The 14,585-nt window shown below is 67.2% G+C and carries 15 protein-coding genes; 7 read left to right on the top strand and 8 right to left on the bottom strand.

Annotated elements, in window-relative coordinates; genetic code table 11:
• Window positions 1–49 precede the first annotated feature (49 nt).
• Window positions 50–1,303 carry a signal recognition particle-docking protein FtsY gene (ftsY, locus tag QTN24_RS13010; RefSeq protein WP_313837571.1) on the top strand — a complete coding sequence of 418 codons (1,254 nt, stop codon included), beginning with the start codon at window positions 50–52 and terminating at the stop codon, window positions 1,301–1,303.
• Between the two features lie 116 nt (window positions 1,304–1,419).
• On the opposite strand, the gene QTN24_RS13005 is transcribed toward ftsY, so the two are convergent.
• The 4 genes from QTN24_RS13005 to QTN24_RS12990 form a co-directional block, all read right to left on the bottom strand.
• Entirely contained in the window at window positions 1,420–1,701 is a 282-nt protein-coding gene (locus tag QTN24_RS13005) for a hypothetical protein (RefSeq protein ID WP_313837570.1), read from the bottom strand.
• A 25-nt stretch (window positions 1,702–1,726) separates the two neighbouring features.
• Window positions 1,727–2,626 (bottom strand): PAAR domain-containing protein, encoded by a 900-nt coding sequence (locus QTN24_RS13000; protein ID WP_313837568.1) that lies wholly within the window; start codon window positions 2,624–2,626, stop codon window positions 1,727–1,729.
• Window positions 2,627–2,774: 148 nt separating this feature from the next.
• Window positions 2,775–3,419: a maleylacetoacetate isomerase gene (maiA, locus tag QTN24_RS12995; RefSeq protein WP_313837759.1), complete on the bottom strand. Its 645-nt coding sequence runs from the start codon at window positions 3,417–3,419 to the stop codon at window positions 2,775–2,777.
• Between the two features lie 7 nt (window positions 3,420–3,426).
• Window positions 3,427–4,128: a fumarylacetoacetate hydrolase family protein gene (locus QTN24_RS12990; RefSeq protein ID WP_313837566.1), complete on the bottom strand. Its 702-nt coding sequence runs from the start codon at window positions 4,126–4,128 to the stop codon at window positions 3,427–3,429.
• A 177-nt stretch (window positions 4,129–4,305) separates the two neighbouring features.
• Here QTN24_RS12990 and QTN24_RS12985 point away from each other — a divergent pair, with 177 nt between their 5' ends.
• From QTN24_RS12985 to ybiB, 5 genes are all read left to right on the top strand, one after another.
• Complete coding sequence (locus tag QTN24_RS12985; protein ID WP_124682551.1) at window positions 4,306–4,941, top strand: ANTAR domain-containing response regulator; 636 nt, start codon at window positions 4,306–4,308, stop codon at window positions 4,939–4,941.
• A gap of 414 nt (window positions 4,942–5,355) precedes the next feature.
• Entirely contained in the window at window positions 5,356–6,666 is a 1,311-nt protein-coding gene (locus QTN24_RS12980; protein ID WP_124682552.1) for a CmpA/NrtA family ABC transporter substrate-binding protein, read from the top strand.
• Window positions 6,667–6,703: 37 nt separating this feature from the next.
• A complete protein-coding gene (gene ntrB / locus QTN24_RS12975) occupies window positions 6,704–7,612 on the top strand; it encodes a nitrate ABC transporter permease (protein WP_313837564.1) in 909 nt (302 codons plus the stop codon).
• Between the two features lie 15 nt (window positions 7,613–7,627).
• Window positions 7,628–8,431: an ABC transporter ATP-binding protein gene (locus QTN24_RS12970; RefSeq protein WP_313837563.1), complete on the top strand. Its 804-nt coding sequence runs from the start codon at window positions 7,628–7,630 to the stop codon at window positions 8,429–8,431.
• Window positions 8,432–8,519: 88 nt separating this feature from the next.
• Window positions 8,520–9,521: a DNA-binding protein YbiB gene (ybiB, locus tag QTN24_RS12965; protein ID WP_313837562.1), complete on the top strand. Its 1,002-nt coding sequence runs from the start codon at window positions 8,520–8,522 to the stop codon at window positions 9,519–9,521.
• Between the two features lie 42 nt (window positions 9,522–9,563).
• Here ybiB and QTN24_RS12960 read toward each other — a convergent pair whose 3' ends face one another.
• Complete coding sequence (locus QTN24_RS12960) at window positions 9,564–10,436, bottom strand: pirin family protein (protein WP_124682555.1); 873 nt, start codon at window positions 10,434–10,436, stop codon at window positions 9,564–9,566.
• Window positions 10,437–10,805: 369 nt separating this feature from the next.
• On the opposite strand from QTN24_RS12960, the gene rpoH reads away from it, so the two are divergent.
• Window positions 10,806–11,741 carry an RNA polymerase sigma factor RpoH gene (gene rpoH / locus QTN24_RS12955; protein WP_124682556.1) on the top strand — a complete coding sequence of 312 codons (936 nt, stop codon included), beginning with the start codon at window positions 10,806–10,808 and terminating at the stop codon, window positions 11,739–11,741.
• 92 nt (window positions 11,742–11,833) lie between these two features.
• Here rpoH and QTN24_RS12950 read toward each other — a convergent pair whose 3' ends face one another.
• The 3 genes from QTN24_RS12950 to QTN24_RS12940 all read right to left on the bottom strand — a co-directional run bounded on the left by QTN24_RS12950 (window position 11,834) and on the right by QTN24_RS12940 (window position 14,582).
• Window positions 11,834–12,448, bottom strand: coding sequence for an SCO family protein (locus tag QTN24_RS12950; protein WP_313837557.1), 615 nt, complete (start codon window positions 12,446–12,448; stop codon window positions 11,834–11,836).
• 95 nt (window positions 12,449–12,543) lie between these two features.
• Window positions 12,544–13,470 carry a heme o synthase gene (gene cyoE, locus QTN24_RS12945; RefSeq protein ID WP_409559024.1) on the bottom strand — a complete coding sequence of 309 codons (927 nt, stop codon included), beginning with the start codon at window positions 13,468–13,470 and terminating at the stop codon, window positions 12,544–12,546.
• An 8-nt stretch (window positions 13,471–13,478) separates the two neighbouring features.
• Window positions 13,479–14,582, bottom strand: coding sequence for a COX15/CtaA family protein (locus QTN24_RS12940; protein ID WP_313837553.1), 1,104 nt, complete (start codon window positions 14,580–14,582; stop codon window positions 13,479–13,481).
• Window positions 14,583–14,585: the final 3 nt, after the last annotated feature.

The raw sequence follows: 14,585 nt of genomic DNA, 5'->3' as shown, positions 1-14,585 counted from the left end.
TGCTAGAATTTTGGCGATTGATTCTACCGGGGTATTGACCCCTTTCCCAATGTTTAGTTTCTGGAAGAAGCGCAAGGCCGAGCCGGCTCCCGCGCCCGTCGAGCCGCCGGTTGCCGCGCCGGAACCCGTGTCCGCGCCCGCCCAGGCTCCGGTCCCGACGCCCGCCCCCGCGCCGGCCCCGCTTCCCGCGCCCGCCCCGGTGCCGGTGCCAGTCCCCGTTCCGGTGCCTGTGCCGATGCCGGCGCCGGCCCCCGCGCCCCAGCCGGCGCCAAGCCCGGTGCCGGTTCCCGTCCCGGTCCCGGTGCCCGCGCAGGTCCCGCCGCCCCCGCCCGCCCCGGTCGCCTACGAGCCGCCAGTGGTCGAGGAACTCGAACTGGTTCCCCCGCCCGCGCCCACGCCCGAGGCCAAGCGCGGCTGGATGACGCGCCTGAAGGCGGGCCTGTCGAAGACAAGCCGCAACATCGGCGTGCTGTTCGTCGGCGTGAAGGTCGACGAGGCACTGTTCGAGGAACTGGAAACCGCGCTGCTGATGTCCGACGCCGGCGTGGAGGCCACGGAATACCTGCTCGACCAGTTGCGCCGCCGCGTCAAGAACGACCGCATCGAGACGGCCGAAGGCGTCAAGACCGCGCTGAAGGACCTGCTGGTGGAACTGCTCAAGCCGCTGGAAAAGACCATGGAACTGGGCCGCGAGCAGCCGCTGGTGATGATGATCGCCGGCGTCAACGGCGCGGGCAAGACCACCAGCATCGGCAAGCTCTGCAAGCACTTCCAGTCGTACCACCAGTCCGTGCTGCTGGCCGCCGGCGACACCTTCCGCGCCGCCGCGCGCGAGCAGCTGACGATCTGGGGCGAACGCAACAACGTGACCGTCGTCGCCCAGGAAAGCGGCGACCCGGCCGCCGTGATCTTCGACGCGGTCAACGCCGCCCGCGCCCGCAAGATCGACATCGTGATGGCCGACACGGCCGGCCGCCTGCCTACGCAGTTGCACCTGATGGAAGAACTCAAGAAGGTCAAGCGCGTGGTCGGCAAGGCAATGCCTACCGCCCCGCACGAATGCCTGCTGGTGATCGACGCCAACACCGGCCAGAACGCCTTGGCCCAGACCCGCGCTTTCGACGACGCCCTGGGCCTGACCGGCCTGATCGTGACCAAGCTGGACGGCACGGCCAAGGGCGGCATCCTGGCAGCCATCGCCCGCCAGCGCCCGGTACCCGTGTACTTCATCGGCGTGGGCGAAAAGGTGGAAGACCTGCAGCCCTTCCGGGCGGAGGAGTTCGCGGAAGCGTTGCTGGGGTGAGACGGCCGCCCGCTCGCGACGCCCACCGGCAAGAAAAAACCCCGCCTTGGCGGGGTTTTTTCTTGGCAGTCTGATTTCGGGCCCCTGTCGATGGTTTGGGAATCCATCATTCTTCGTTATTGCACAGCCGAGTCCATATCAAGTGGTGGCTCGAACGCGGCCGTATCATCGGTCCAGCCGTATATGGCGCCGCCACACCAGACGCGAAAATTGAAAAGCACCTTCATATTGGCCTGGAACGCCCGGCATCGCGTGCCAGGCGGCACGATATGGACAGGCGCGTCACGACCGAGCATGCCTTCAAAATGCCTGTACAGGGGAACCGGCTTTGCCGTCACGCGCCCCGGGACATCGAGGACATAGCCGCCCAGGTAAAACCATGCGCCGAGGGCAAGCACGGTCGCCGCCGCTAGTTTGGCAAATCTACCAATTGTCCGACGCACCACCTTGATAACCTTTGGGATAAAACCTTCTTTCAATAAGCCGATCCGATTTTTCCAGAACACGCATGAGTTCAGCAGGAGAGACCGGGGTTGCCAGATAACGCGGATCGCTGGCGAGAACGCCAATCATCTCCAATACATCGGCGACGTTGGTACTGCAGGAATTGCGCGTCAGGCTGTATGGCGCATCTTCCAAAACACGGCGGTCCAGTTCATCTCTGATGGTCTTCTTCTCCGCTGGAGACACCCTGAGAACCAAACCAACCACGTCCCGGTGCATGCCCCGCCATCGCTGGAGAATGTTGTCCCACCAACGATCTCTCGTATTCGACCGAAGGTAATCCGCTAGAGAGCCCTTGTAGTACCTGCGGTGCGCTCGACTATAGACGACTTGGTCGATGCCGATCGCCGCATGGCCAAACGACGACTCTGGCGGCCAATATCGACTGTCAAAAATAAAGACCTCGATATCTTCTTCCGCCTGCGCGGCGCGAGCGCGTACGAATCCCGCTGGCCGAAGCCCCTGGGGCGCTTGGCCGGACTCGGCATAAGCGGTTTGGCGGGATGGCAATTGAGGCTCCCCGCCCGAGCGAACCTCGACCCGAAATGTGGTCTGGGAATGTATGACCAATGGTGGCGTAGGGCACTTGCAGTACACCTTTGCGCCGCTGACCAGAATCCGCTTGCCCGCAACTTCGAAACCTGCATCGCAATCGTTCCATACCGGGCCCGCGCTCTGGCACTTTGGGCAAGTGGCAATGTTGCCCTCCACCGCTGCCAGTGTCCCCTGATGTCGAAAAGGCAGCGGGCAGGCTGCAGCAAGAACGCCGCCGGTCGTCGTTTTGTCGCCGTCCAATAATGCGTAGCGGAATTCCGGCACGGTGTCTCCCGATAGTCGAAGGCCACCACCCTAATCCGCCTGCCGGAAGCCTTCCCTGCGCTATCGCAACCCTGCGCCACGTGGCAAGAAAAAGCCCGGCATCGAGCCGGGCCTTTTGTCGCTCACATCAGAAAACCGCCAGATCGCCTCACTCGCTATCCGGCTGCGCTCCCGGTGCCGCCTTCTGGAACGCTTCCAGTTCCATGCAGTGCGCGTGGATGCGGGCGATGGTCGGGAACGGGGTCAGGTCGATGTTGAAGCGTTGCGAGTTGAACACCTGGGGCACCAGGCACAGGTCGACCAGCGTCGGCGTATCGCCGAACGCGTAGCGGCCCACGTGGCCCAGTTGCGACAGGTTGATTTCCAGCGATGCAAAGCCCTGTTCGATCCAGTGGCGGTACCAGGCATCCTTGGCGTCGTCCTCCACCTTCAGCGTCTGCTTGAGGTACTTGAGCACGCGCAGGTTATTGAGCGGGTGAATCTCGCAGGCGATTTCCTGGGCCAGGCCGCGCACGATGGCGCGGTCGAACGGGTCGCGGGGCAGCAGTGCCGGCTCGGGATGGGTCTCGTCGAGGTATTCGATGATGGCCATCGACTGGATCAGCGGACGGCCGTCCACCACCAGCGTCGGCACCACGCCGTCGGCGTTCAGCGCCCGGTACTCGGGCTTGAGCTGCATGCCGCCGTCCTTGAGCAGGTGCACGCCCTTGTAGTCGTAGGGCAGACCCTTCAGGTTCAGGGCGATGCGGACGCGGAACGAGGCCGAGCTGCGGAAGTAGCTGTGGAGTGCCAGCATGGCCTTACGCCACCTTGACGGTCAGGTCGCCCACGCCCTCGATGTGGCACTGCATGACGTCGCCCTTGACCACCGGGCCCACGCCTTCGGGGGTGCCGCTGTAGATCAGGTCGCCCGGCTGCAGTGCGAACAGCTTCGACAGGTACGACACCATCTCCGGCACCGACCAGATCAGGTCGGACAGATCGCCGCGCTGCTTTTCCACGCCGTTCACGGCCAGCGTCACGGCGCCCTTCTGCGGATGGCCGATGGCGGACACCGGCACGATCGGGCCGATCGGGGCCGACTTGTCGAACGCCTTGCCGGTTTCCCAGGGCCGGCCGGTCTTCTTCGACTCGTTCTGCAGGTCGCGGCGGGTCATGTCCAGGCCGATGGCGTAGCCGTAGACGTGGCTGGCGGCCTGGTCCACGGGGATGTCGGTACCGCCCTTGCCGATGGCGACCACCAGCTCCACCTCGTAGTGGCAGTTGCCGGTGCCCGGCGGGTACGGGAAGGTGCCCTCGGCGCCGTCGGCCACGTAGCTGACGGCGTCGGACGGCTTGCAGAAGAAAAACGGCGGTTCACGGTCGGGGTCCGAGCCCATTTCGCGCGCATGCGCGGCATAATTGCGACCCACGCAATAGACCCGGCGCACGGGGAAGCTTGCATTGCTGCCACGCACCGGTACGCCCACGGGGGCCTGCGGGGCAAAGACGAACTCGGTCATCCAACTCTCCTGCTTTCTATTTTTGATGGGACGCCACGCCGGTGCATTCGGCTTCTCCCCGGTGTCAGGGGTTGGGCGGCGCGGCAGGGGCCAAGCATACACCCGGCGTCCGGCGGCATACAGGGGGTGCAGACCCGGCGCGAATCTTGCATATTGCACTGCAACTTAGCGACCGCCATGACCCGCCGCCATCCGCCCCCACCTGCCAGTCCGCCGCCGGCCGCGGGACCCCGCATCCTGCGCATCCTGCTGGTGCGGGACCCGCACGACGCCGATCCGCTCAACGTGGAGACCATCCGCGCCGGACTGGCGCAGGCCGGCTTCACGGCGGTGCAGACCGTCGAGGCGGACCTGCGTCTGCCCGACGTGATCGCCGCCACGCTGCCGGACCTCGTCATCATCGCGTCCGAATCGGCCGCCCGCGACACGATCGAGCATGTCTGCGTGTCGACCCAGCACGCGCCGCGGCCCATCGTGCTCTTTACCGACAACGACGACGCCCAGCGCATCAAGGCCGCGCTGTCGGCCGGCATCACGGCCTATATCGTCGACGGGCTGCGCGCCGAGCGCGTCAAGACCGTGCTGGACGTGGCCTACGCTCGCTTCGAACTGGACCAGCAGCTCCGCGCCGAGCTGGACGCCACCCGGCTGCAGCTTGCCGAGCGCAAGACCGTCGAGCGCGCCAAGGGCCTGCTGATGGAAGCGCGCGGCATCAGCGAGGACGAAGCGTTCAAGCGCCTGCGCTCGATGGCCATGGAACGCGGCATCAAGCTGGCGGACGCCGCCCAGCGCGTGATCGACGTAATGGGCTGACGCCCGCCCTGCCCGGACTTGTGCATGCACAAGCCGGGTGCCGCACCACTTTCCCCCGCCGCACTGCCACGATCCCGCCGCCACCCCGGCGCGTGCCGGGCCATGCCCGCCGCGTGCACCGTCCGCAGGCTTTGCGCCTCCGGATGGGGAAAACCGCCGCCCGGCCAGGAATTTGTGCACCGCAACGAGCATGGCATGGCGCTTGCGTGATTGGCATCCAAGGCCAACGACGGCCGGCAGTCCCGAGCCTCACCCCGTAGCACCGGCATCACCGGCATCACCACAACATGACTGCACGCGGATCAACGACGACCCGCGCGGCATCGGACAACGGCGTCCTGCACCGTCCCCGGCCTCTCATCGACGATGGCCGGCGGCGGTCGGGACGCCTTTTTTCTTTTCGGAGCCCTTGCAATGCCCTCTCGCCTCAAGATCGCCAAGCCAGACGTCGCCGACAACGCCGCCGCCGACCACGCCCCCGCCAGCAACGGCCGCCGCCGGGCGCTGGCCACCATCGCCGGCGCCAGCGTGATGACGCTGGTGGACCCGCTGGTGCGCAGCGGCGCCTGGGCGGCCGGCTCCGACGCGCCGGAGAAGACCGAGGTCAAGATCGGCTTCATCCCGCTGACCGACTGCGCCTCGGTGGTGATGGCGTCCACGCTGGGCCTGGACAAGAAATACGGCATCAAGATCACCCCGAGCAAGGAGGCGTCATGGGCGGCCGTGCGCGACAAGCTCGTCAACGGCGAGCTGGACGCCGCGCACGTGCTCTACGGGCTGATCTACGGCGTGCAGCTCGGCATCGGCGGTCCCAAGAAGGACATGGCCGTGCTGATGAACCTGAACCACAACGGCCAGGCCATCACGCTGTCGCAGAAGCTGGCCGACAAGGGCGTGCGCGACGGCGCCAGCCTGAAGGCGCAGATGGCGAAGGAAAAGCGCGAGTACGTGTTCGCCCAGACCTTCCCCACGGGCACGCATGCGATGTGGCTCTACTACTGGCTGGCGGCCAACGGCATCAACCCGATGCAGGACGCCAAGGCCATCACCGTGCCGCCGCCGCAGATGGTGGCCAACATGCGCGTGGGCAACATGGACGGCTTCTGCGTGGGCGAACCCTGGGGCGCGCGGGCGATCGCCGACAAGATCGGCTTCACGGCCGAGACCACGCAGTCGATCTGGAAGGACCACCCGGAGAAGACGCTCGGCACCACGGCCGATTTCGTGCAGAAGCACCCGAACACGGCGCGCGCGATGGTGGCGGCCATCCTGGAGGCGTCGAAGTTCATCGACGCGTCGGCCTCGAACCGCCGCAAGACCGCCGAGACCATCGCCGCCAAGTCCTACGTCAACACCGACATGGACATCATCCTGGACCGCATGCTGGGCCGCTACAGCAACGGCCTGGGCAAGACCTGGGACGACCCCGACGCGATGAAGTTCTACCAGGACGGCCAGGCCAACTACCCGTTCCTGTCCGATGGCATGTGGTTCCTGACCCAGCACAAGCGCTGGGGCCTGCTCAAGGACCATCCGGACTACCTGGCCGTGGCGCGGCAGGTGAACCGGATCGACATCTACAAGCAGGGCGCCGCCGCGGCGCAGGTGCCGCTGCCCAAGGGCGACTTCCGCACCGCGAAGCTGATCGACGGCGTTACCTGGGACGCCACCAAGGACCCGAAGGCGTACGCCGACGGCTTCAGGATCAAGGCAGCCGCCCTCTGATCCCGACTACTCACCGCTCTTCGGAAAGGAGCTTGCCGTGAACGCCATCGCCTCGACGTCTCCCAAGGGTGCTGCCATGGACGCAGACGCCATCGACCCGGAAGCCAAGGAACACACGCGCCGCCGCGCGCAGGAACTGGCCGGCCAGGCAAGGCTGGCCGCGCGGCGCGATGCCGTCGCGCGCGGCGTGCTGGGCTGCGTGCCGCCGCTGGCCGGCTTCGTGCTATTCCTGCTGGTCTGGCACGGCATCGCCACGCTGATCCCGGCGCTGCCCACGCCGGGCGCCACGTGGAACGCGGCCGTGCCGCTGTTCTCGGACCCGTTCTATCGCAACGGCCCCAACGACCAGGGCATCGGCTGGAACGTGCTGGCGTCGCTGGCGCGCGTGGCGGCCGGCTTTGGCATGGCAGCCGTGATCGGCATCCCGGCCGGCTTTCTGCTCGGGCGCTTTGCGTTCCTGAACGCGATGGCCGCGCCGGTGATCAGCCTGCTGCGGCCGGTGTCGCCGCTGGCGTGGCTGCCCATCGGCCTGCTGCTGTTCAAGGCGGCCAACCCGGCGGCCATCTGGGCCATCTTCATCTGCTCGATCTGGCCGATGATCATCAACACGGCCGTGGGCGTGACGCGCGTGCCGCAGGACTACCTGAACGTGGCGCGCGTGCTGGACCTGTCCGAGTGGACGGTCTTCCGCAAGGTGCTGTTCCCGGCCGTGCTGCCGTACATGCTGACCGGCGTGCGGCTGTCCATCGGCACGGCATGGCTGGTGATCGTGGCCGCCGAGATGCTGACGGGCGGCACCGGCATCGGCTTCTGGCTCTGGGACGAGTGGAACAACCTCAAGGTCGAACATATCGTCATCGCCATCTTCATCATCGGCGTCGTGGGCCTGGTGCTGGAGCACCTGCTGCTGGCCCTGGCGCGCCGCTTCAGCTACGGCAACAACTGACCGGGGAGCCACCACATGGAACGATTTGTCAGCATCGAAGGCGTCGGCCAGACGTTCAAGACGCGCAAGGGCCCGTTCGTGGCGCTGCGCGACATCGACCTGTCCATCGCCGAAGGCGAGTTCATCACGCTGATCGGGCACTCGGGCTGCGGCAAGTCCACGCTGCTGAACCTGATCGCCGGGCTCACGCTGCCCACGGCCGGGGCGCTGATCTGCGCCGGCCGCGAGATTGCCGGGCCGGGCCCCGAGCGCGCCGTGGTGTTCCAGAACCATTCGCTGCTGCCGTGGCTGACCTGCTTCGAGAACGTCCACCTGGGCGTGGAGCGCGTGTTCGGCGCCACCGAGAGCAAGGCCCAGCGCCAGGCCCGCACGCACGACGCGCTGGCGCTGGTCGGCCTGACGCACGCGGAAGCGAAGTATCCGCACGAGATCTCGGGCGGGATGAAGCAGCGGGTGGGCATTGCGCGGGCGCTGGCGATGCAGCCGAAGGTGCTGCTGATGGACGAGCCGTTTGGCGCGCTCGACGCGCTGACCCGCGCCCACCTGCAGGACGAGCTGATCAAGATCGTCGCCCGCACCCGGAGCACGGTGGTCATGGTGACCCACGACGTGGACGAGGCCGTGCTGCTGGCCGACCGCATCGTCATGATGACCAACGGCCCGGCGGCCACCATCGGCGAGATCCTGGCCGTGGACCTGCCCCGCCCGCGCGACCGCGTGGCGCTGGCCGACGACCGCACCTACCACGCGTGCCGTACGGCGGTGCTGGACTTCCTGTATCGCAAGCAGCGCAACCCCGCGCTGCAGGAGGCCGCCTGAGCACGCCCCGGGCCGCCGCGGACGCGATCCGGCGGGCATCGTGGGCTATCATGAACCCCAAACCCACCCCACGATTCCCCGCCGCACCATGACTACCGCATCCGCTGCGCCCGAGTCCGCCCCGTTCTCGGCGGCCAAGTACATCAAGGAAATCGGCCGTGGCGTCAATGGCGCCCGCGCGCTGCCGCGCGAGGACGCCCAGGCGCTGTTCGACGCGATGCTGGCCGGCCGTGTCTCGGACATCGAACTGGGCGCCGTGCTGATGGCGTACCGCATCAAGGGCGAAGCCCCGCACGAACTGGCGGGCATGCTCGAAGCCGCGCACCGGCACTGCCAGCCGCTGGCCGCGCCGCCGGACACGCCCGTGGTGGTCATCCCCAGCTACAACGGCGCGCGCAAGCAGCCAAACCTGGTGCCGCTGCTGGCGATGCTGCTGGCGCGTGACGGCGTCCCCACGCTGGTGCATGGCGTGCGGGCATTCCATGGCCGCGTGACGAGCCTCGCCCTGTTCGAGGCGCTGGGCGTGCCGCTGTGCGCGACCACCGGCGCCGCGCAGGACCAGCTGCGCGCTGGCACCAACCCGCTGGCCGTGCTGCCGATCGACGTGCTCTCGCCCCCGCTGGCGGCCCTGCTGGACAAGCGCGCGATCATCGGCCTGCGCAATTCGTCGCACACGATCGTCAAGATGCTGCAGCCGGTGGGCGCCCACACGCCGGCCGAGGCGCTGCGGCTGTACAGCTATACCCACCCCGAGTACCGCGAGACGCTGACCGACTATTTCTCGCACGAGCCGGCCAACGTGCTGCTGGGCCGGGGCACCGAGGGCGAGGTGGTGGCCGACGCGCGCCGCAGCACGCGGATCGACTGGCTGCACGACGGGCATCAGCGGACGATGGTGGACCCGGTGGGCGGCTCCATCGGCGAGGTGCCGGCGCTGCCGGCCGGGACCGACGTGGCCGACACGGCGGCGTGGATCCGAAAGGTGCTCGATGGCGCCGAGCCCGTGCCGGCCCCGATCGCCACCCAGATCGCCACGATCAAGGACTGCCTGGCGCAGGCCACGCGCGTCGCCTGGGCCAGCCCGGTCTGAGCGGCGGCCGGCGGTCCTGGGGCTTTTGGGGCCCCGGGGGCCCTAGCGCCGCACCGGCAGCGGAATCCGCTCGGTCTCGCCGGGCACGTGCGGGAACTTGTCGTCCTGCCAGCGCTGGCTGGCTTCCTCGATGGCTTCCTTGCTGCTGGCCACGAAGTTCCAGAAGATAAACCGGCGGCCGTCGGTCGGATCGCCCCCCAGCAGCATCACGCGCGACGGCAGCGTCGCGGTAATCGTCACCGGCTCGCCCGGCGTCAGCACCACCAGGTGCTCGGCGGGCAGCGTCTCGCCGTCCATTTCCAGGTTGCCGTCCACCGGGTAGATGCCCCGCTGCACGTGCTCGGGCGGGATGACCAGGGTGGCGCCAGCATCCATCTCGATGGCCACGTACAGCGTGCGGCTATAGACCCGCACCGGCGATTCCGCGCCGAATGCATCGCCGGCAATCACCGTCATCCGCACACCCGGCAATTCCAGCTTGGGCAGCGTCGCGCCCGGATGGTGGTGGAACGACGGCGGATCATTCTCATGCGCCTTTGGCAGCGCCACCCAGGTCTGGATGCCGTGCACGCGCGGGCCGGCTTCGCGCTCGTCGTCGGGCGTGCGCTCGGAATGAACGATGCCGGTGCCGGCCGTCATCCAGTTCACGTCGCCGGGGCGAATCACCTGCTCGCTGCCCAGGCTGTCCCGGTGCAGGATCGCGCCCTCGAACAGGTAGGTGACCGTGGCCAGTCCGATATGTGGATGTGGACGCACATCCATGCCGTGGCCGGCCTCCATCACCACCGGGCCCATGTGGTCGAAGAAGATGAACGGCCCGACCGTCTGGGTCGTGGCGGCGGGCAGCAGGCGGCGAACGGTGAACTCGCCGATGTCCCGCACATGGGGTTTCAGCAAGTGTTCGATAGCAGACATGAGAACGTCTCCGGGGAATGGTGCAATGCGAATGGACGATGTGGCTGCCAATGGGCTTCAGTGTAGCGAATCCCGCAATTCACCATCCCGCAAATGCGAGGAAATCATCGGAAACCGATGGGTGCCGCGCCCCTCTAATCTTTCTGTCGAGCGGGCCCATGGCCCGGGAGGCCTTGTCAGGACTGGGGCTTGGCGAAATTGTGATGGCAACTTACCGCTATCAACAACCCGGTTTTAATCGGGTGGAACTATCAACCCCATAGGCCTTCTAACTTAGCACTCGTCCGGTTCGAGTGCTAATATGCGTTGCAATGCGGTGTCCTTCTGGGACACACCGGCAACCCACCGCCGGATGCGAAAGGAGTCATAGTGAACGCAGTCTTGTCTGCCGATCCCACCCAAGTTTCCCGCCGTCTGCCGACGGCGCCCCAGAGTGCTGCCGCGAACAGCCTTGCGCTGACGTTTCCGGGCACGCTGGGCAATCTGGAAAGCTACATCCAGGCGGTGCATCGCATCCCGATGCTGACGCCCGAGGAAGAGCTTCGCCTGGCGCGCGACCTGCGCGACAACGAATCGGTCGATGCCGCGCGCCGCCTGGTGATGTCGCACCTGCGCCTCGTGGTGTCCATCGCCCGCCAGTACCTGGGCTACGGCCTGCCGCACGCCGACCTGATCCAGGAAGGCAACATCGGCCTGATGAAGGCCGTGAAGCGCTTCGACCCCGAACAGGGCGTGCGCCTGGTGTCGTACGCGATGCACTGGATCAAGGCCGAGATCCACGAATACGTGCTGAAGAACTGGCGCATGGTCAAGGTGGCCACCACCAAGGCCCAGCGCAAGCTGTTCTTCAACCTGCGCAGCCACAAGCAGGGGCTGCACACCTTCACCCCCGAGCAGGTAGAAGCCGTCGCCCGCGAGCTGAACGTCAAGCCCGAGGAAGTGATGGAGATGGAAACCCGCATGGCGGGTGGCGACATGGCGCTGGAAGGCCAGGTCGACGACGGCGAGGAGGAATTCGCGCCCATCGCCTACCTGGCGGACAACCATAACGAGCCGACCAAGGTCATCGAGGCCAAGACGCGCGACCGCCTGCAGGTGGAAGGGCTGGAAGAGGCGCTGGGCAAGCTCGACCCGCGCAGCCGCCGCATCATCGAGGCGCGCTGGCTGGACGTGAACGACGACGGCTCGGGCGGCGCCACGCTGCATGAGCTGGCCGACGAATTCGGCGTGTCCGCCGAGCGCATCCGCCAGATCGAGGTGGCCGCGATGAAGAAGATGAAGGGCGCGCTGGCCGCGTTTGCCTGATCCTTCCGGGCCACGCGCCCCATGCAAAAGGCCGGTCGATTGACCGGCCTTTTTGTTTGCCTGCGCGCCGCAGCGCGCCGCACCCCGCCCCGTCAGGACATCAGCGCCTTCAGGTCGTGCGCGATCGGCTCGGGGCCCTGGCCGTGGCGGATGAACAGCCGGAGCTGGCCGTTCTGGTCGAACACGTAGCTGCCGGCCGAATGGTCCATCGTGTAGTTGTTGGGCGACGTTCCCGGCACCTTGGCGTAGTAGACCTTGAAGTCCTTGGCCAGCTTCTTCAGCGCGGCTTCGTCGGCCGGGCGCAGGCCCAGGAAGCGGGCGTCGAAGGCCGGCACGTACTGGGCCATCAGCGCCGGCGTGTCGCGCTCCGGGTCCACGGTGACGAACAGCACCTGCACCTTGTCGGCGTCGGGGCCCATCTGCTCCATGACCTGCTTCAGCTCGACCATCGTCGTCGGGCAGACGTCCGGGCAATGGGTGTAGCCGAAGAACATCAGCACCACCTTGCCCTTGAAGTCGCCCAGCGTGCGGGTCTTGCCCGCGGGGTCCAGCAGCGCGAAATCCTTGCCGAAGTCGCTGGCGCCCGAGATGTCGACGTTCTTGAACGACGGTTTCGGCTGGCCGCAGGCCGCCAGCAGCGCGGTGCAGAGCGCCAGCAGGCAGAGGCGGCGGAACGTGGCCAGAAGGCCGGGGGCGGGAGTCGGCATGCGTGGAGGCGGGTAGGAGGGGAGACGCCCGAAAGTATCGCTGATCACATCGGCCATGGCTTCCGGGCGCGGCAAGATGCCGCAGGACAGGCGGGTCAGACCTGCGGCACGAACTTGAAGTAGTGATCCACCAGCAGCGCCGCGAACAGCAGTGACAGGTACAGGATCGAATAGCGGAAGGTGCGCTGCGCCAACTGGTCCGAATAGTTGCGGAACAGCTTCCAGGCATAGCCCAGGAACACCAGCCCGAGCCCCAGCGCGGCCGCCAGGTAGATGTAGCCGCTCATGCCATAGACGAACGGCAGCAGCGTGGCGGCGATCATGACCAGCGTGTACAGCAGGATGTGCAGCAGCGTGTAGCGCTCGCCGTGGGTGATCGGCAGCATCGGCAGGCCCGACTTGGCGTAGTCGGCGCGGCGATAGAGCGCCAGCGCCCAGAAATGCGGCGGCGTCCACGTGAAGATGATCAGCACCAGGAACCACGCCTCGGCCGGCACGGTGCCCGCCACGGCGGCCCAGCCCAGCGCCGGCGGCATGGCGCCGGACAGCCCGCCGATGACGATGTTCTGCGGCGTGGCCGGCTTCAGCAGGATCGTGTAGACCACCGCATAGCCCAGGAACGTGGCAAACGTCAGCCACATCGTCAGGTCATTGGCAAAGACGTGCAGCAGCCACATGCCGGCGCCGCCCAGGATGGCCGAGAACACCAGCGTCTGGGCCGTCGTGATCTCGCCCGTGGCCGACGGCCGCCACGCGGTGCGGCGCATCAGCGCGTCGATCTTCTGCTCGACCAGGCAATTGATGGCAAACGCGGCACCGGCCAGCAGCCAGATGCCGGCGGCACCGCCGATCAGCACGGACCACGGCACCATGCCGGGCGTAGCCAGGAACATGCCGATGACCGAGCAGAATACGGCCAGCTGCGTCACGCGCGGCTTGGTCAGCGCGGCATATTGGCGGGCCAGGTGTCGTAATCGGCCCACGGAGGAATGGGGATGGGTAGCGGTAACCACGGGGGGCATCTTGTCTTTCATGTGGCGCGCGCCGCCACGGCGGGTTGGGCGGCGGCGCCGGCGGAGCGGGTCGCGAGGCCGATATTGTAGTTGAGACGGAGCAACAGCATCAGGAGCAGCGCCGCCCCGCCGTTATGGGCCACGGCGGCCACCAGCGGCCAGTCGAACACGATGTTCGACATCCCGGTGGCCAGTTGCAGCGCCAGCACGGCCAGCAGCCACTTCCCGTGGCGCGACAGCCCCTCGAGCCGCCGCGCGCGCAGGCCGAACCAGAGCAGGTAGCCCAGCACCACGAACGCAAAGCCCCGGTGCACCCAGTGGATGGCCACCAGCGCCGCGTGCGGAATGTAGGCGCCGTCGGCGGTCATGCCCAGCTGGCGCCACAGCGTGAAGCCGTGCCGGAAGTCCATCTCGGGCACCAGTTGGCCGTTGCAGAGCGGAAAATCGGTACAGGCCAGCACCGCGTAGTTGGTGCTCACCCAGCCACCCAGGAAGATCTGGATCACCAGCAGCACCAGCCCCAGCACGCCGGCCCGGCGCAGCGCCGCGGCCTGCGGCGCCACCGGATGCGGCGCTTCGTTGCGCGAGCCGAGCCAGATCAGCGACGCCAGCAGCAGCATCGCCAGCATCAGGTGCGTGACCACGATGATCGGCTGCAGCTTCATCGTCACGGTCAGCGCGCCGAACAGGCCCTGCACGCAGACCAGCACGAACACGCCGGTGGCGTAACACGGCGACTGCTTCAGTTCCCGCCGCCGGACCCACGCCAGCACCATCAGCGAGATGATCAGCACGCCCACCGCCATGGCGAAATAGCGATGGATCATCTCGATCCACGCCTTGGCCAGCGTCACCGGGCCGCTCGGCAGCGCGGTCTCGGCCGCCCGGATCGGCTCCATCGCCGCGTGTGGGTTGGAATGGCCGTAGCAGCCCGGCCAGTCGGGGCAGCCCAGGCCGGAATCGGTCAGCCGGGTGAAGCTGCCGAACATGATCAGGTCGAGCGTCAGGAACGCCGTGATCCACACGAGCCTGCGGTATTTGTCGCGGCTGCCGCGCACCATCACGTAGGACAGCGGCAGCAGGGCGATCAGGATGCCAATGATGGCGAGCTGGAGCAGCATTTC

Origin of the sequence: Cupriavidus sp. SZY C1 (assembly GCF_032190535.1) — a bacterium.
GTDB lineage: Bacteria > Pseudomonadota > Gammaproteobacteria > Burkholderiales > Burkholderiaceae > Cupriavidus > Cupriavidus pauculus_C.
Note: the sequence above shows the minus strand (reverse complement) of the source record. Positions and strands in the feature narration are given on the sequence as shown.

Coding starts and splice junctions, on each gene's coding strand:
- ftsY (WP_313837571.1), top strand. CDS start 50: ATGTTTAGTTTCTGGAAGAAGCGCAAGGCCGAGCCGGCTCCCGCGCCC.
- QTN24_RS12990 (WP_313837566.1), bottom strand. CDS start 4,128: ATGACCGAGTTCGTCTTTGCCCCGCAGGCCCCCGTGGGCGTACCGGTG.
- QTN24_RS12985 (WP_124682551.1), top strand. CDS start 4,306: ATGACCCGCCGCCATCCGCCCCCACCTGCCAGTCCGCCGCCGGCCGCG.
- QTN24_RS12980 (WP_124682552.1), top strand. CDS start 5,356: ATGCCCTCTCGCCTCAAGATCGCCAAGCCAGACGTCGCCGACAACGCC.
- QTN24_RS12970 (WP_313837563.1), top strand. CDS start 7,628: ATGGAACGATTTGTCAGCATCGAAGGCGTCGGCCAGACGTTCAAGACG.
- ybiB (WP_313837562.1), top strand. CDS start 8,520: ATGACTACCGCATCCGCTGCGCCCGAGTCCGCCCCGTTCTCGGCGGCC.
- QTN24_RS12960 (WP_124682555.1), bottom strand. CDS start 10,436: ATGTCTGCTATCGAACACTTGCTGAAACCCCATGTGCGGGACATCGGC.
- QTN24_RS12950 (WP_313837557.1), bottom strand. CDS start 12,448: ATGCCGACTCCCGCCCCCGGCCTTCTGGCCACGTTCCGCCGCCTCTGC.
- cyoE (WP_409559024.1), bottom strand. CDS start 13,470: ATGCCCCCCGTGGTTACCGCTACCCATCCCCATTCCTCCGTGGGCCGA.
- QTN24_RS12940 (WP_313837553.1), bottom strand. CDS start 14,582: ATGCTGCTCCAGCTCGCCATCATTGGCATCCTGATCGCCCTGCTGCCG.